Annotated in this window: 19 protein-coding genes; 15 read left to right on the forward strand and 4 right to left on the reverse strand. The window is 37.4% G+C overall.

The features are described from left to right. The first annotated feature begins 16 nt into the window (after window positions 1-16). Genes JM79_RS09060 through JM79_RS09085 form a run of 6 tightly spaced genes read left to right on the forward strand, consistent with a single transcriptional unit; the run spans window position 17 to window position 4,967 of the window. Window positions 17-970, forward strand: a complete 954-nt coding sequence (locus JM79_RS09060; protein WP_141877841.1) for a D-2-hydroxyacid dehydrogenase — start codon at window positions 17-19, stop codon at window positions 968-970. Between the two features lie 6 nt (window positions 971-976). Beyond that, entirely contained in the window at window positions 977-1,525 is a 549-nt protein-coding gene (locus tag JM79_RS09065; protein ID WP_141877842.1) for a hypothetical protein, read from the forward strand. Between the two features lie 30 nt (window positions 1,526-1,555). Next, a complete protein-coding gene (locus tag JM79_RS09070; protein WP_141877843.1) occupies window positions 1,556-1,975 on the forward strand; it encodes a DUF6146 family protein in 420 nt (139 codons plus the stop codon). A 29-nt stretch (window positions 1,976-2,004) separates the two neighbouring features. Continuing rightward, on the forward strand, window positions 2,005-2,310 hold the full coding sequence (locus tag JM79_RS09075; protein WP_141877844.1) for a DUF6787 family protein: 306 nt from the start codon (window positions 2,005-2,007) through the stop codon (window positions 2,308-2,310). A 1-nt stretch (window position 2,311) separates the two neighbouring features. Continuing rightward, entirely contained in the window at window positions 2,312-2,638 is a 327-nt protein-coding gene (locus JM79_RS09080) for a hypothetical protein (protein WP_141877845.1), read from the forward strand. A gap of 28 nt (window positions 2,639-2,666) precedes the next feature. Next, complete coding sequence (locus JM79_RS09085; RefSeq protein ID WP_141877846.1) at window positions 2,667-4,967, forward strand: TonB-dependent receptor; 2,301 nt, start codon at window positions 2,667-2,669, stop codon at window positions 4,965-4,967. A gap of 53 nt (window positions 4,968-5,020) precedes the next feature. On the opposite strand, the gene JM79_RS09090 is transcribed toward JM79_RS09085, so the two are convergent. The 3 genes from JM79_RS09090 to msrA are packed head-to-tail and all read right to left on the reverse strand — an operon-like array spanning window position 5,021 to window position 6,519. Beyond that, on the reverse strand, window positions 5,021-5,326 hold the full coding sequence (locus JM79_RS09090) for a hypothetical protein (protein WP_141877847.1): 306 nt from the start codon (window positions 5,324-5,326) through the stop codon (window positions 5,021-5,023). A 43-nt stretch (window positions 5,327-5,369) separates the two neighbouring features. Then, window positions 5,370-5,966 carry a GTP cyclohydrolase I FolE gene (gene folE, locus JM79_RS09095; protein ID WP_141877848.1) on the reverse strand — a complete coding sequence of 199 codons (597 nt, stop codon included), beginning with the start codon at window positions 5,964-5,966 and terminating at the stop codon, window positions 5,370-5,372. Next, complete coding sequence (gene msrA / locus JM79_RS09100; RefSeq protein ID WP_141877849.1) at window positions 5,956-6,519, reverse strand: peptide-methionine (S)-S-oxide reductase MsrA; 564 nt, start codon at window positions 6,517-6,519, stop codon at window positions 5,956-5,958. Before msrA ends, folE begins: the two co-directional genes overlap by 11 nt. A gap of 147 nt (window positions 6,520-6,666) precedes the next feature. Here msrA and JM79_RS09105 point away from each other — a divergent pair, with 147 nt between their 5' ends. The 9 genes from JM79_RS09105 (at window position 6,667) to JM79_RS09145 (ending at window position 17,311) form a co-directional block, all read left to right on the forward strand. After that, a complete protein-coding gene (locus JM79_RS09105; RefSeq protein ID WP_141877850.1) occupies window positions 6,667-9,102 on the forward strand; it encodes a DUF5916 domain-containing protein in 2,436 nt (811 codons plus the stop codon). A 51-nt stretch (window positions 9,103-9,153) separates the two neighbouring features. After that, a complete protein-coding gene (locus JM79_RS09110) occupies window positions 9,154-9,834 on the forward strand; it encodes an ABC transporter ATP-binding protein (RefSeq protein WP_141877851.1) in 681 nt (226 codons plus the stop codon). Then, window positions 9,831-10,601 carry a TIGR02757 family protein gene (locus JM79_RS09115; RefSeq protein ID WP_141877852.1) on the forward strand — a complete coding sequence of 257 codons (771 nt, stop codon included), beginning with the start codon at window positions 9,831-9,833 and terminating at the stop codon, window positions 10,599-10,601. Before JM79_RS09110 ends, JM79_RS09115 begins: the two co-directional genes overlap by 4 nt. A gap of 56 nt (window positions 10,602-10,657) precedes the next feature. Continuing rightward, window positions 10,658-11,875 carry a GAF domain-containing sensor histidine kinase gene (locus JM79_RS09120; RefSeq protein ID WP_141877853.1) on the forward strand — a complete coding sequence of 406 codons (1,218 nt, stop codon included), beginning with the start codon at window positions 10,658-10,660 and terminating at the stop codon, window positions 11,873-11,875. Window positions 11,876-11,936: 61 nt separating this feature from the next. Further along, entirely contained in the window at window positions 11,937-13,139 is a 1,203-nt protein-coding gene (locus tag JM79_RS09125) for a HAMP domain-containing sensor histidine kinase (RefSeq protein WP_141877854.1), read from the forward strand. A gap of 44 nt (window positions 13,140-13,183) precedes the next feature. Further along, a complete protein-coding gene (locus JM79_RS09130; protein ID WP_141877855.1) occupies window positions 13,184-15,079 on the forward strand; it encodes a BatA domain-containing protein in 1,896 nt (631 codons plus the stop codon). Next, window positions 15,076-16,329 (forward strand): dihydroorotase, encoded by a 1,254-nt coding sequence (locus JM79_RS09135; RefSeq protein ID WP_141877856.1) that lies wholly within the window; start codon window positions 15,076-15,078, stop codon window positions 16,327-16,329. The genes JM79_RS09130 and JM79_RS09135 overlap by 4 nt, the downstream gene beginning before the upstream one ends. Before the next feature lie 2 nt (window positions 16,330-16,331). Beyond that, window positions 16,332-16,655: a hypothetical protein gene (locus JM79_RS09140; protein WP_141877857.1), complete on the forward strand. Its 324-nt coding sequence runs from the start codon at window positions 16,332-16,334 to the stop codon at window positions 16,653-16,655. Further along, entirely contained in the window at window positions 16,655-17,311 is a 657-nt protein-coding gene (locus JM79_RS09145) for an alpha/beta fold hydrolase (protein WP_141877858.1), read from the forward strand. The genes JM79_RS09140 and JM79_RS09145 overlap by 1 nt, the downstream gene beginning before the upstream one ends. Here JM79_RS09145 and JM79_RS09150 read toward each other — a convergent pair. Beyond that, entirely contained in the window at window positions 17,308-17,802 is a 495-nt protein-coding gene (locus JM79_RS09150; protein ID WP_141877859.1) for a hypothetical protein, read from the reverse strand. The genes JM79_RS09145 and JM79_RS09150 overlap by 4 nt on opposite strands.

Raw genomic sequence — 17,802 nt, forward strand, 5'->3', positions numbered from 1 at the left:
CCAGACATAAATTAGAATGAAAGTATTAGCAAATGACGGATTATCTCAAAGTGGTGTACAACTATTAAAGGATGCCGGCTTTGAAGTTATCATTAAAAAAGTTGCCCAGGATCAACTGGAGGATTACTTAAAAAGTAATGGAATTAGCGTTCTTCTTGTACGCAGTGCAACAGAGGTTCGCAAGAATATTATAGATAATTGTATACATCTAAAGGTTATTGGACGCGGTGGTGTTGGCATGGATAATATCGATGTGGAATACGCGCTTAGTAAAGGTATCTCTGTGATAAATACACCGGAAGCTTCTTCAGCTTCTGTGGCAGAGCTTGTTTTTGCTCACCTTTTTGGAGGTGCCAGAAAATTGCATGATTCCAATAGAAATATGCCTTTGGAAGGAGATTCAAGATTTAAGGATCTTAAAAAATCTTATGCTGGTGGATCTGAATTGCGTGGCAAAACACTTGGAATTATAGGTCTGGGAAGAATTGGTCGTGAAGTAGCTAAAATTGCTTTGGGAGTTGGAATGCGTGTGGTTGCCAGCGATAAGGAAGTGGGAGAAACCGAGATCACACTGGAGTTCTACAATGACCAGAAGGTTACAATTCCTATCAAGACTGAACCCGTAGAGCAACTAATAGAGCATGCAGATTTTATAAGTTTACATGTTCCCGCACAGTCTAAGCCAATTATTGGTAAAGCTGAATTTGATAAGATGAAAAATGGTGTGGGAATTATTAACACCGCTCGTGGTGGGATTCTAGATGAAGAAGCGCTCCTGGTAGCGATCGAAGAAGAAAAAGTTTCTTTTGCTGCTTTAGATACTTTTGAGAACGAACCTTCACCAGCCATAAAATTATTGATGAACGAAAGTATTTCTCTAAGTCCGCATATTGGTGCTGCTACTAGTGAAGCTCAGGAAAGAATTGGAGAAGAATTGGCACATCAAATTATCAATATCTTTAAAAAATAAAAGTCAATGGCAAACATTCTGGACCTTTTCAAAATTTCATCGGGTAAGGAGCTCATCCAAAACACTCGTAAGGAACTTAACCTGGACGAAGACTTGGTTCTGCAAATTTTTGCATCCCTATTGCCATGGAGTATTTCAAAAGTCGATCATTCTACTTCCAGCAAATCGGATGCAAAATTTAGTGATTTGAAGTTTGCAGATTTATTGTCGGAAAGTTCTATTATCTCTGCGGAAGATAAAAAGCTAATCAACTCATTCCTGGAAAATGCATTTAAGATAGAGGCTAATAATTCAGTAAAATTCACAATCATTGCTGAAAACATTACAGTTTCAATCATTTCTGAAATCCAATCCATAAACGGCAAATTGGAGCTAACTGAAATTAAAAGAACTTTATTAGGTGCTTCTAAAAAAGCTTCAGAAGAATTTGTAAAAGTAATTACGAGCGGAGCAAATGATTCCGCAGATCTTATCAAACCTGCAGGAAGAATTGCTCTGGAGGATAAAGACTCTTCCGAAGATAGCATTTTAGGAGGATTTACAGGAGGGAAATAGGGAACACTTATTGCTGCTAATTAAATTGTTATGAAGAATCTAATTTACATTTGCCTACTGGCCTTATTTGTTTACAGTTGTGGCTCCGGGAGATCCAGAGATCTCAAGGGTAAGGATGCAACTAATGATACTGTTCGTATAGCTAATGATAGTCTCGAATATGAAATTATTATCATTGAACCCGGATTCAATCTGTTCATCAATTCATATGCTCGACCTAGAGGATATCATACGCAGTCTTATCTGGAAAATAAAAACCAGTTCCTGGTAACTGAATACAATACGAGGGTTATGCAGCCACAAACCTACGATCCCAATTTATATATCAATCAAATAAACTACGATTCCAATACAGATTATGGGTATGAGGTAAATTATTTGCTGTACAATTATTTTGTTTTTTTCAGCAGGCATTACAACCAACGATTTAGTGTTCCTACACGAATTTGATTTTTTAAGCAAAATCGTATATTTGCCGTATGAAAAAACTGAAGGCTAGATGGGGAATTGATGATAACTGGCAGCTCTTCGTTATATTGCTGGTATTTGCCATTACGGGCTCTTCCTCTGCGAAAATTGCCGGTCCGCTCTGTGAATTTCTTGGAATCACTTCTGAAACTACACACTGGAGCATTTACTGGACACTTCGAATTTTGTTGATCTTTCCAATATACCAGGTTTTACTGGTAAGTTTTGGTTGGATATTTGGTCAGTTTCAATTTTTCTGGGCTTTCGAAAAGAAAATGTTGAGCAGGCTGGGTCTTGCTAAAATTTTCAATGCTTAATATGACTTTACTGAAGAACATACTCTTACTTTTTACGGCGGTACTCATACTGCTTCCTACTGGAGTGAGTTTTTCCCATATTTTTGCAGATCATGGACATAAATTATGTGATAATTATGCAGATGAGCATTATCATGATAAATCTTTGGATTGTGAACTTCATAAGTTTCAAAAAAATCCAATAATATCACTGGACTTCCAGAGTTTTCAATTTGCTGAGGTTTTCTATACCTCTACTCTCACCTACGATTATTATCGATTTTTAAATGATTACGAACCATTGTGCTATGAGCTACGTGGTCCGCCTGCTTTATCTATTACAGGATAATTCAATAATAATCATTTAAAATATTTCAATGCGTAACACAATGTTATTGACGCTGCTATTGGCAGTGCAGTCTATTATATATGGACAAAATTCCCTGAGCGGAAAAATCACCGATCAGGATACTCAAGAACCAGTTCTTAGTGCAAACATCTATTTCCCTGCTCTTGAAAGAGGGACGATGACAGATCTTGATGGTAATTTTAAAATATCAGATCTGCCAAGCGGTAATTTTAAAATGGTGATATCCTCAATAGGATACGCCAGTTATACACAAGATGTGGTTCTACCTTCTCAGGATATTACCATTACATTAAAACCTTCAGCCATAGAGATGGAGGAGGTTATAGTATCTACTCCTTTTCACCAATTACAAAGCGATAATGTAATGAAGGTGGAACGCGAAAGTGTTTCTGAACTTTCTAAAAATGGAGCTGTAAACCTATCCGAAGGAATTACTCAAATATCAGGAGTTGAAAATCTAACGACTGGATTGGGTATTGGAAAACCAGTAATTAGAGGACTTAGTTCCAATCGTGTGCTTGTTTATACTCAGGGAGTTCGTTTAGAGAATCAGCAATATGGCGATGAGCATGGCCTGGGAATTAGTTCAAAAGGAATTGCTAGCGTGGAAGTGATAAAAGGCCCTGCCTCTTTACTCTACGGAAGTGATGCGATTGGTGGAGTTTTATATTTGAATCCTGAAAGATATGCAAATGAAAACAGCACCAAAGCCAGCCTAGAGTCAGATTATTTTACAAATACTCTAGGGTATCAAACCAGTTTAATGGCTTCTACTGCTGGTGATCGATTAAAGTTTATTGCCCGCGGAAGTTATGCGGCTAATAGTGATTATGAAACAGGAGATGGAGAAAGAGTTACCAATACTCGTTTCAATGAGAAGGATATTAAAGCTGGAATTGGTTTCCAGAACAGTGTTTATAAAGGAGATCTACGTTATAACTTTAATAATTCTAAAATTGGTATTCCGGAAGAATTGGGTGTTCAATCTACTAACAAAGAACCACTTCTACCCTACCAGAATATTGACAACCATATTCTGAGTCTTGATAACAAGTTCTATCTGAATAATTCCAGTATTGACCTTAAAATTGGTTACCAGTACAACGATCGCCAGGAATTTGAAGACCATCATCATCATGACGATCATGAAGGTGAAGAGCATGAAGGCGAAGAGCATGAACATGAGGAACATGAAGGCGAAGAGCATGAACATGAGGAACATGAAGGTGATGAACCAGCTTTAGAAATGCATTTGGAAACTTTGAACTATAATCTAAAATACAATTTCCCTAAGTTCGATAACCTTGACGTTATTGCTGGAGTACAGGGAATGTGGCAAAGCAACGAGAATTTTGGTGAGGAAATTCTAATACCTGATGCGACAACTACTGACTTTGGTGTATTCGCCACTGCTCATTATCACTTACCACGAATTGACTTTCAAGGAGGAATTCGATATGATAATAGGTCTATTGAAACAGAATCCTATATCGCAGAGGACGGAGATATATTAGATGAAGTAGATCGACAGTTCAATAGCTTTAATGGAGCTCTAGGAGCAAAATTTGATATTACCGATAATCTTACCACCAGGTTAAATCTTGCCAGTGGATTCAGGGCGCCTAATTTATCTGAACTAACCTCTAATGGTTCTCATAATGGTGCTAACAGATATGAGATTGGTAATCCTGATCTTGATAATGAACAGAACTTCCAGATCGACCTCGCCCTTGAGTGGAGAAATCAACATTTCGAAGCTTTTGTTAATGGGTTTTCGAATAATGTAAGTGACTATATATTTATAAGTCCGTCGGGAGAAATTATAGATGATGAGAACGTATTTCGTTATCAGCAAGATGATGCCAAATTGTATGGTGGTGAAATAGGTATCCACCTTCACCCGCATCCACTAGACTGGCTTCACCTGGAAAGTAGCTTTGAAACAGTTACTGGGAAACTGGATAATGATGATTACCTTCCATTAATTCCAGCTAATTCACTCACTAACACCTTTAGAGTTGAGTTTGAAAAAGGTAAGTTATTATCGGGTTCGTATAGCTTTATAACACTAAAGAATGTGTTTGATCAGGAAAATCCTGGCAGTTTTGAAACCCGAACTGGTGGTTATAGCCTGGTGAATCTTGGTGCTGGAACTGAGCTTAGAACGAACAGCGCATTATTCGAATTGCGACTTAGTGTAAACAATCTATTTGATAAGGATTATTTCTCACACCTGTCCCGTTTAAAGAATGATGGCATTTCGAATGTTGGGAGAAACATAATGCTTTCAGCTAATATTCATATCTAATTAAAAAGGGCTACTGAAATCAGTAGCCCTTTTTAATTTTTATCTGGTAAAATCTAGTAGCTCTCTACTTCGATCACCTGTGGTTGCATCATAGGTTCCTTCTTCCAGACATAAGTATAAAGATACATTAGTGTAAACGTCGGAATTATATCAGTTCCCGGAAGAATCTCTTCAATGAACACGAGTACGGAGGCTAATTTACCTTTTCTCCCCGGATACATATCTCTCATCTTTTTAGCAGCATATGGCGCCCAGAGTAAATCAAGAAATGGACCTACAAATGGAATTGCAACAGTTGCCATTCCTACAAGGTCATATACCAGACCCTTTGCAAATAATTTATTTTTAAATAGCTTCATGTTTTTTGGTTTTGACTACATAGAAGCAAATAAAGTGCCAAATCTATTTAAGGTCTGAGCTTATAAGCTTAAGGAACTCATTCCTGGTTTCAATTTCTTTGAACTGTCCACGGAAACCCGAGGTGGTTGTTGCACTATTCTGCTTCTGCACTCCGCGCATCATCATGCACATATGGACGGCTTCGATCACCACAGCTACTCCCTGAGGTTGCAATGTCTTGTTCAAACATTCCAGAATATCATGGGTTAGTCTTTCCTGTACCTGTAATCTTCTAGCAAAAACATCCACGACTCTAGGAAGCTTACTCAATCCTACTATTTTTCCATTAGGAATATATGCTATATGAGCTTTTCCGAAGAATGGCAGCATATGATGTTCACAAAGAGAATACAGCTCTATATCCTTCACCACGACCATTTCATCATAATCTTCTGAGAACATCGCTTTTTTCAGGATCCTTTCCGCATCCATTTCATATCCCTGAGTTAAAAATTGCATTGCTTTTGCAGCTCTTTCAGGAGTTTTTACGATTCCTTCACGTTCAGGGTTTTCCCCTACGCCCACTATGATATCCTCGAAACTCTGTTTCATTTTACCAGTAACCTCCTGGTTGTATTCTTCAAAAAATTTATATGCCATGATCGTTAGTTTGCTTCAGCTTATCTGAAAAATACTTTTTCAGTTTTGTTATTTTCGGGTCAATTATAAACTGGCAATATGGTTGTTGCCTGTGTTGATTGTAAAAATCCTGATGTTCCTGTTCTGCAACATAAAAAGCGGAAGCTTCAGTTACTTCGGTAACGATAGGATCATCAAACGCGTTTTCTTCTTCAATTACCTCTATGGTTTTTCTCGCTATCTTCTCCTGCTCTTCATCATGAAAGAAAATCGCACTTCTATATTGGGTTCCCACATCATTCTGTTGCCTGTTGAGCGTAGTTGGATCATGAGTTGCAAAAAACACCAATAGTAATTCGTTGTATGCAATCTTATCTGGATCGTATGTAATCTGTATTGCTTCAGCATGACCAGTGCGACCTGTAATGATCTCTCTATAGGCGGGATTCTTGATCACACCACCTGTAAAACCTGATACCACTTTTTCTACTCCATTCAATCTCTGAAAAACAGCCTCTGTACACCAGAAACATCCACCGGCAAGGGTCGCTTTCTTCAAATTATCTTCATTCATAACCTGCAATATAATTTTTGTTTATCAAATTTAAGGTCTAATTAAACAAGAAATGCCTCGTTTAACGGGAATTTAATGAAAAACTTTGCCGATAAAGATTTAGCATATACTTTTACGTAAATATCAATATTGAACATTCATCAATAAATGTCGAAAAATTACTGGCTGCTTTTCATTATTATCATCAATTGCAGCATTTTATCCTCACAAAATTTAGAAACCAGGAAAAATTACGAAGCGACTCGTATACAGGAAGCTCCAAAGATCGATGGACTAGCTTCAGAAGATGTATGGAAGAAAGCAACTCTTGCTGAAAATTTTGTAATGGTTGAACCTGGAGATGGTACTCCAATTCCCGAATCTCACGCTACAGAAGTCAAGATCCTATATGATGATCTTGCGATCTATATCGCTGCGACCATGAAGGAAAAAGATCCTGATAAAACAATCAGGCAATTTACTCAGCGGGATAATCTTCAGCAATCTGAATATTTTTTGATGGACATCAACACTTATGATGACGGTGAAAACCAGACCAGGTTCATCGTTACTTCCGCCGGAACACAGGCTGATGCCCGAATCACTGGATCTCAGGAAGATTATGGTTACAATGTGGTATGGGAGTCAGCAGTTTCTCAGGATGAAAATGGTTGGTATTTGGAGATGAAGATCCCCTATTCAGCATTGAGATTTCCGGAAACTGAAAAACAAAGATGGGGCCTGCAATTTTCACGTGAGATCACGCATAGAAATGAGACCTATGTCTGGAACTATATAAATAAGTCGGTAGGACAAATGGCACAGTACACAGGTTTGCTTACTGGAATCAATAACATTGAGCCACCTGTTCGCCTGAGTTTATACCCTTATATACAATCTGCTTTTGATTCTTTTGACGGCAGTGATGATTTTAGTTTCAATGCTGGGATGGATCTAAAATATGGTATTAATGATTCCTTTACTTTAGATATGACCTTAGTACCAGACTTCGGACAGACAGCTTATGACGAAGTAGAATTGAATCTGGGTCCTTTTGAACAGATCTTTGGTGAGAACCGTGCTTTCTTTACTGAAGGAACTGAGCTTTTTAATAAAGGAAATTTATTTTATTCCAGAAGAGTTGGGAGTACTCCTATTGGTTTTAACGCTGCTCAAACCAACAGACTTGATAGTGAGGAAATTCTTGAAAACCCAAGCAGAACAGATCTTATTAATGCACTGAAGGTTTCCGGAAGAACAGACCGCGGTTTAGGAATCGGAGTCTTTAATGCTATTACCAGCGAAGCAAAAGCAGTTTATCGTGACACTATAACTGGAAATACTAGATCTAAGATCACCGAGCCTCTTGCCAATTATAATATTGTAGTTTTGGATCAAAGGTTTAATAAAAACTCTTCAATAACACTAATTAATACAAATGTTACACGAGATGGCAACTTCAGAGATGGAAATGTAACAGGCTTTCTGTTTGATATTTACAACAAGGCGAACAGTTTTAATGTTGAAGGCCAGGCAAAGATGAGTAACGTTAATCTTCCTGGCCAGAATCTTACTGGTTTTGCCTCCTATTTCGCAGCACGTCGTACGAAAGGAAACTTCAGGTATAGAATTGCTCACGAGTTCGCGAACGAGACTTTCGACATTAACGACCTTGGCATCAACTTTACGAACAATTATAACAACATCTTCTGGGGCACCTCCTACCAGATCTTTGAACCACAGGGTAATTTCAATAATTTTCAAATTAGTCTGTACGGCCAGCACCGTAGAAGATATAAACCAGACAAGACCATTAATACAGGGATGGGCGGAGATTTTTTTGCGATGACCCGCGAACGTTTTGCGTTTGGAGGGGCCCTGGATTTTAATTCTAAGTTTAGAGATTATTTTGAAACCAGGGCAGTTGATACATATGTTACCTACAAACCTTTTGCAAGTTCCAGATTTTTTATATCCTCAGATTACCGGAAGAAATTTGCAATTGACTCCAGGATCTATGTGGAAGAATATTTTGATACAGATTATGCTTATTACGGTTTAAGCATTGAACCAAGATTCAGATTTAGTGACAGGTTTAATATGGTTTATGAGTTTGATTATGGATTGCAAAAAGAGCGACCTAGTTTCGTAAACAAAGTAAATGACAATATCATCTTCGGAATAAGAGATCAGAAAACCTTGGAAAATTCAGTAAGAGCGAATTACAATTTTAATACAAAACAAGGTTTGAGTTTAAGCGCGAGACAATTCTGGTCCACGGCAAGTTTTGGTGATAACTCTTATCTTAAATTGATCGCAGATGGTGAACTTGAAGCTACAAATTATGACACCAATACTTTAAGAGATCCAGACGCTAACTTTAATATCTGGAATCTAGATCTAAGCTACCGCTGGCAGTTTGCGCCCGGTAGTGAAGCCGTGCTCCTGTATCGAAATTCGATCTTTAATGAAGATAAACTGAGTGAACTCAATTATTCAGATAGCCTGGACAATTTATTTTCAAAACCTGCCCGGCACAATTTAAGCCTCAGGGTCGTTTATTTTATAGATTATAATAACCTCCGAAACATATTCCGCAGTTAACTTGGGGAATGCCTGCAATTTGGCTAATTTCGGAATGTCTATTTCGCATTCATGATAATCGCAAAGAACATACATAAATATTACGGGGATCTGCACGTATTGAAGTCGGTAGACCTGCATATCAAGAAGAAAGAAATCGTTTCGATCGTTGGAGCTTCAGGTGCGGGAAAAACCACATTGTTGCAAATCCTGGGTACTCTGGACAAACCGGGAAAGGATAAAAATTCAGAACTTCTTATTAATGGAACTGATATCTACGGACTCAAATCCAGAGAACTTTCTAAATTCCGAAACAAATATATAGGATTTATCTTTCAGTTTCACCAGTTACTTCCAGAATTTACGGCATTAGAAAATATATGTATCCCAGCATTTATTCATAAAACTCCGAAAAAAGAGGCTGAAGATCGCGCTATGGAATTACTTGAATTTCTTGGTCTTAAAAATAGGGCTTCACATAAACCTGGAGAATTGAGTGGTGGAGAACAGCAGAGAATCGCGGTAGCCAGAAGTCTTATTAATAACCCTGCAGTCATTTTTGCTGATGAACCATCAGGAAACCTGGATTCAGAATCTGCGGAAAATCTTCACCAGTTATTTTTCAGACTCAGAGATGAATTTGATCAAACTTTTGTGATCGTTACACATAATGAAGAACTGGCGAATATGGCAGATAGAAAACTTACGATGGTAGATGGTAAAATTGCTCCTGAAATAAAAAACAGTATTTGAAGAAGGCAGAGTTAAAAGAATTTCTTGATTTTAAAACGGCTCAGTACAACACACCTGCATTTATTGCTGAGGATCCGGTAAGTATTCCGCATTTATTTCAGAAGAAGGAAGATATTGAGATATCGGGTTTTCTGGCAGCAACCATTGCCTGGGGAAACCGCAAAAGCATTTTAAAAAATGCCAATCAGATGATGGAGTTAATGGATCATGCTCCCTATGATTTTATTTTAAATCATTCAGATAAAGACCTTGATAAATTTGAAGGTTTTGTTCATCGCACTTTTAATGAGAATGATCTAAAGTATTTTCTAAAAGCACTTCGGAATATTTATCTTCAGCACGGCGGATTAGAGCATATTTTTGTCAAATATCAGACTGAAACCCATCTTCAGAATGCCATCCATGAACTAAAAAAGATCTTTTTCGAATTAGCTCACCAGGTAAGAACCGAGAAGCATGTAAGTGATCCGCTGAAAAATTCAGCAGCAAAAAGAATCAATATGTATTTGCGCTGGATGATCAGGAAAGATGAGCATGGCGTGGATTTTGGTATATGGGAAACGATTCCTGCCGCTAAACTTAGCTGTCCTTTAGACGTTCATTCTGGTAACATTGCAAGGAAACTCGGAATTTTACACAGGAAAGCGAATGATGCTAAAGCAGTAACAGAGCTCGACTTGGAATTGAGAAAAATGGATCCTTTGGATCCTGTTAAATATGATTTTGCACTCTTTGGTCTGGGTGTTTATGAAAAAGATCAGTTTTAGTATTTTTAACTTCAGTATTTTTATCTTTATTTGAACCTTAAAAACAGGATGCTTTTATGATAACTCCGGAAAAGCCAATTAATGAACTTCAAAGACTTGAGTCTCTGAGAGAACTCAATATCATGGATACTCTTCCGGAAGAAGCCTATGATAATATCACCAGGCTGGCCAGTTATATTTGTAAGACACCAATCGCAGTAGTTAATATGATCGATGCCGATCGTAATTTTTTCAAATCCAGTTATGGAACAGATTTAAAAGGTTCCTCTCGAGATGTTTCATTCTGCGGTCATACCATTACAGATCCTGAGAATCTACTGGAAGTTCCAAACGCGTCCAAGGATAATCGTTTTTTTGATAACCCGTTCGTTACTGCAGATACTCCTATTAATTATTACGCAGGTATATCACTTCTGGATCCAAAAGGCTATCCTATGGGAACACTTTGTGTTTATGACTCCAAAGAGCATCATCTGGACGAAGAACAGAAAATGGCTTTAAAATCGTTGGGGAAACAGGTAGAGCTTTTACTGGAAACTCGCAGGGCCAACAGTGTACTTGAAAAGATGAAAGAAGAGCTTGATGAAAGCTATAAGGTATTGCAACAGTTTGCGAGTACTGTATCTCATGACCTAAAGATGCCTCTTGCAAATATGATCATCACTGCAGACGTCCTAAAGGCAAAGTATGCTGTAAAATTAGGTGATGAAGGAGCGAAATATATCTCTTATCTTAAAGATTCCGGGCTAACATTGAGTGAATATATAAACGGTTTGCTTGACCATTATTCCAACGAACACCAAGGTGACAATAGTGTAAAAGAATTCTTTCTGAATGATATGCTGGAGGACATTATAGATCTTCTCCAAATTGCAGATAACTGTGAGATCAATCTTCCCGATAATAATCTATTGATTGATGGCAATGCCTCAGCTATAGGGCAGATCTTTATGAATTTGATCAATAATAGTCTTAAGTACAATGATCGCGAGAAAATAGTGATCGATATTGATTGTACAGAAAATGAGCACTTTTTCAATTTCAAAATTAGTGACAACGGGATAGGTATCGCTCAGGAGCAGCAGTCTAAGATCTTTGATCTTTTTACTACGGTCGCGAAACAGGATCGCAGAGGTAAGAAAGGTCATGGTATCGGACTTTCCACAGTTAAAAAGCTGGTAAACAGTCTTGGAGGTACTATCACGCTTAATTCTGAAGAAAATAAAGGTACTGTATTCGAGTTCAGCGTTTTACGACATAATATCCCGGTTTAAGTTTTTATTCTGAAAAAGTTATTTAAATTTAAATAACTTTAAATCAAGAATGTAAGGGGAAATGCAGAAAAATTCAGGCACTTTTAATGAGAAATTAAGGCGGGCCGCTTTAAAGGAATATCAAATTGTAAATTCAGGACCAGACGAAGATTATGACAATCTTACTTTCCTGGCCACAGTCGCCTGCGAGGTTTCGGTTGCCAAAATAAATATCGTTGATCGGGATCGTATCTGGAACAAATCTGTTCATGGAACCGAAATTAGTGAGATCGAGCGAGAACACTCTTTCTGTGATCTCACGATCAAAAGTAAAACTCCTATTCTCTGTCTTAAGCGCTCAGAAGATCCAGAAATATTTGAATCGGCAACTGGGATGTATGCTACTGAATACAGTTTCTATGCCGGTGTCCCACTATATAATCCTGATGGTCATGCTATAGCGGTATTCTGTATTTTCGATACCTTCGAAAAAGAGCTTAGTTCCATGCAGGAAAAAGCGCTGTTGGCCATATCAAAACAAGCCTTAAAGTTATTTGAATCCAGAAAGCAGAAACAGAAACTTTTTACTGTTCAGAATAAACTGGAAGAAAAGTATAAGGAGTTAGAGAAATTCGCAAGCCTGGTATCGCATGATCTAAAGTCTCCCCTAGCGAATATCATTTCACTAAGTGAATTGCTTAAAGATGAAAACAAGGAGAAATTTGATGAAGAAACGAACCAATACCTGCAGTTTCTGGTAGAAGCCTCTTATTCTCTTCGGAATTATATTGATGGTATTTTAAGCTTTTATCGTAGTGATCATGTCATTAAAAAAGAAGCTTCTAATATAAACTTAGGTAAGCTATTAAAGCCTATCGTAGATCTTTATACGGTTTCCAACAATATTGAGATCAGTTATCCTGAAGATATTGAGTTGACCGCTGTCAACAAAGCAGCACTCACGCAAGTCTTTATGAACCTTATAAGTAATGCGCTTAAGTATAACGATAAGGATATAAGAAAAGTCAGGATCGAATTCACTCCGGAAGAAGAATTTTACTACTTTGAAGTTGTAGATAATGGTAACGGAATTCCTGCGGAAAGATTTGAAAAGATCTTTGAATTATTTGCTACACTGGATACTGCCGACCGTGATGGTAACGTTGGAAGTGGGATTGGACTCGCGACTGTGAAAAAGTTAGTGGAATCCATGCATGGGAAAGTAAGTATTTCTTCTACCGAAGGTGAGGGAAGTAATTTTAAATTTAGCGTTCCCCGACACTAAAACTTCTGCGTGTTTAGCTATATTTGAGAAACAGCTTTGTTTCTATGCAATTTGAACATCCGGAATTACTGTATGCATTGTCTTTGCTTATAATTCCTATTCTGGTTCATCTTTTCAAACTACGCAGATTTCAGAAAGAAGACTTTACCAACGTTAAATTTTTAAAACGTGTCGTTCAGCAAACACGCAAAAGTTCTCAACTAAAGAAGTTTCTGGTTCTTTTCTCAAGATTATCTGTTTTAGGCTTTCTAATACTCGCATTTGCCAAACCCTATTTTCCCGCAGAATCTGAAATCTCCACTAAAAATTTGATCATTTACCTGGATAATTCTTATAGTATGCAACTTAAGAATCAAGGTGACGAACTCCTGGAAATAGCCAGAAACGAAGTTCTTGAAAATCTCGCTGCCTCTTCAGTTTACAGCCTGATCACCAATGATGGTTTGTATACTAAAAAGTCTGGTGAGGAATTAAAAGTTATACTTCAGAAAATCAACTATACCTCCAGACAACTGGATCTGAATAGTGTTTTACTAAAAACCCAGCAGTTGCGAAAAATTGATTCTTCAAATCTTGTCCTTATTTCAGATTTCCAGGAAGCATTTCTTAGCCAAATAGAAATTCCTGAAAACAATATTATCAGTATAAAGCTTAAACCAGAAAACATTCAGAATTTACAGATCGATACTCTTTATTTAACCAATTCAAAGGCTGGAATTCTTGATATCGAAGTTCAACTATCAGGTAATTCACAAAAGGATGGATTAGTTATTTCCATGTATGATGGTGCTCAACTCTTAAGCAGGAAAACCATCGATGCTGATAACAGCGACATAAAAACCACTTTTTCCATCCCATCACAAAACATTTCTAACGGAAGAGTTGTTATAGATGATGAGGGCTTGAAATATGATAATATTATCTACTTCAGTATTTCTGAACAAACCCCAATCAGTGTTCTGGCAATTTCTGAAGGTGATTCAAATTATCTTCAAGGATTATATACAGAACCAGAATTTAATTTAAAAGTAAGCGAAGCGAATGAAGTTGAATATACCGATATTCAACAAGCCAGTTTGATAGTTTTAAATGAATTAAGTGAGTTAAATGCTGCGAATCTGAACAATATAAAACAACGTTCAAACGAAGGATCCAGTGTTCTATTCATTCCAAATTCAAAAAACAGGAATGAATTCATTCGGTTTTCCGGTAAATTTCAATTGGGATTTAAACCTGAATGGATCGAGGGCGAAAAACTCATTACAACTATTAATTTTGGCCATCCACTCTTAGAAAACGTTTTTCAAAAGAAGATTCAAAATTTCGAGTATCCCCGTGTCAATGGTTATTTCAGTAACATCTCCGGTAACAGTATTCTAAGTTTCCAGAACAATGATCCTTTTCTTATATCTAAGTCCAATATCTACATTTTCACAGCTCCATTAAATGAGCAAATATCAAATTTTCAGAATTCGCCGTTAATCGTACCTGTTTTATATCAGATTGGACTGCAAAGTCTCCCTCCTGCTCAACTTTATTACCAGACTTCAGAATTAGAAGAAATATCTATACAGGCAAATATTGAACAGGATCATGTGCTTCATCTTACCATGGATAACCTGGATTTTATTCCACAGCAGCAAAGATTTGCAGACCGGGTTTCCATGAGTGTGGATTCAGAAGAATTGGATGCCGGAAATTATGAAATTAAGAGCCAGGACAAGACTTTAGCAAATTTGAGTTTTAACGAACCTAGAAACGAGAGTGAACTCCAATACTTAGATCTGGAAATATTTTCAATCCAGAATCATGAATCTATAGCAGAATACTTTTCCGAAGTAAAAGCAGGAAACGAAAGCAGCTCGCTTTGGAAATGGTTTATTATTTTTGCGATCATATTTCTGGTAATAGAAATGCTATTATTAAAACTTCTGAAATGAAATTACTTCTAAAAGCGGTTACAATTATTGATGAGTCTTCGCCTTTAAACAGGCAAACGACCGATATTTATATCGAGAATGGAGTAATTGCTGAAATTAAGAAAGATATACTAAAAGAAGATGTCAAACATGTAGAGATCGAAGGTTTACATGTTTCCAGAGGTTGGTTTGATAGTAGTGTTTGTTTTGGAGAACCCGGCTATGAAGAAAGGGAAACCATAGAAAACGGACTCGAAGTTGCTGGAAGCTCAGGATTTACAGGCGTTGCACTAAATCCCTATACCAATCCTGTACTTGACCATAGCGGTTCTATTTCTGCCGTAAAATCTAAAAGTTCGGGACACCCAGTAAATCTTTATCCCATTGGTGCACTTACCATTAAAAGTGAAGGTGTAGATCTGGCAGAATTACTGGATATGCAACAATCCGGTGCGATTAGTTTTGGAGATTATAAATCACCTTTAAAAAATCCCAATCTTCTGAAAATTGCCTTGCAGTATGCGCAGAATTTTGACGCTCTAATACAAAGTTATCCGCAGGAAAATCGAATTGCGACTAACGGTATGGTTAACGAGCATGAGAATAGTACTGCCCTGGGCCTTAAAGGGATCCCTAATCTAGCTGAAGAACTTCAGATAACCCGCGATCTTTATATTCTGGAATATACAGGTGGAAAATTACATATTCCTACAATTTCAACGGCAAAGTCGGTTACACTTATAAGAGAGGCCAAGAAAAAAGGTCTGGATGTATCCTGTAGTGTGGCGATTCACAATCTGCTTCTAACAGACAAAATGCTATCGAACTACGATGCTAATACAAAAGTTTTACCTCCTTTGCGAACTCAGGCCGATAATGAGGCACTTGTTCAGGGATTAAAAGACGGTACTATAGATATGGTTACATCAGACCATAATCCAATTGACGTGGAAAATAAAAAAGTTGAATTTGATAATGCTTTGTATGGTAGTATTGGTCTTGAATCGGCTTTCGGCGCCCTGCAAACTATATTTACTACGGAAGAGACCATCAAGTTTCTAACTTCGGGATTAGAACGTTTTAAGTTGGAAACCACGAAACTCGAAGAAGGTAGTCCTGCCAATCTTAGCTTATTCCTTCCAGATGTAAAGTATACTTTTGGAAAAAACGATATTCTATCTACTTCTAAGAATAGCATCTTTCTGGATAGCGAATTAAAGGGAAAAGCTGTTGGAGTAGTGAACAATGCCGGATTAATTTTAAGATCATAACCATGAATACAGAAGGTAACGCAAAGACCAGTGCAATTATCTCTTATATCACTATTGTAGGGACCATTATTGCCTATTTCATGAATATGGAAGAGAAGAATGAATTTGCTAGTTTTCATATAAGACAGGCATTTGGGATCAACATCACCTTTTACCTTATTGGAGCTTTAATGGGATTGTTCGACCAGGTGTTTATTATAGGAGCTTTCTACCTGTTTTTTATAGTGCTTTGGGGCTACGGAATTATTACTGCAATACAGGGTCAAACCAAGGAAGTGCCTATTCTAGGCGCTTTATTTCAAAAATTTTTAAGTACAGTTAAGTAATGCAAGACAATTTTGTTTTAGATCATATTATAAGAAAACCTAAAGTAAGCGTTGAAAATGCGCCTGCACTCATTCTTCTACATGGCTACGGAAGCGATGAAAACGACCTTTTTTCTTTCGCAGAGGAAATGCCAGAGGAGTTATTTATCATTTCTGCTAAAGCGCCTTATCCAATGCAACCATATGGTAATGCTTGGTATGCTATTCACTTTGATAACGAAAACGGAAAGTTTAGTGATGATATTCAGGCTATTAAGTCAAGAGATACGATCACTACTTTTATTGATCAGGTGATCGAAAACTACCCTGTAGATGCTTCAAAGATCAATCTTTTAGGTTTTAGCCAGGGAAGTATCTTGAGTTATGCCGTGGCGTTGACTTACCCGGAAAAGATCGATAATGTGATTGCTCTTAGCGGTTATATCAATAAAGAAATATTCGGGAAGGATTACCTTAAAAATGATCTTAGTCAGCTATCTTTCTACTGCTCACATGGATCTGCAGACCAGGTGATCCCTGTAGACTGGGCGCGCAGAACAAAACCGTTCTTCGAAAATCTCGGTGTAGATTTTACTTATTCTGAATTTCCAGTAGGTCACGGGGTTGCTCCACAGAATTTCTTTGAACTCAGAGAATGGCTTCAAAAAAGACTCTAATATTTAGGATATAGGAATGATTTCTCGGTATTAAAGACCGGAGTTCCGTCTTCCTGAATAGTGTAGGTTAAGAACACTTCACCCCAGTAAGATCCATCGGTAAAGTCGGCAATGATCCATTTGTGGTTAAGCACTTTTATCTTGTTGATTCTCATTGAACCTTCCATACCAGCATGTGGAACCAGAGGATTATCATTTGAAGCGCTGTTCTTCGAAATGATCGCATCTTCGATTTTTGTGATAAGTCCTTCGGTCTCTACTCCGTTATTCTGAAAGTAAGTGATCGCATCTTCATTATCCTGCAAATTGAAGTAATCTTCAGAAGTTGCTACGGACTGCTTATCCTGATTAAATTCTGCTTCTGAAAGCTTATCCTCGAGTTGCTCGATCTTTTCCTGTTTTGAATCCAGAATTCTCTTATCATTTACATAAATAAATATGCAGAATAGTAAAGCGAATATGAATAGATACATTAGAATCTTACTACGCAT

This window comes from Gramella sp. Hel_I_59 (genome assembly GCF_006714895.1).
Classification (GTDB): Bacteria; Bacteroidota; Bacteroidia; order Flavobacteriales; family Flavobacteriaceae; genus Christiangramia.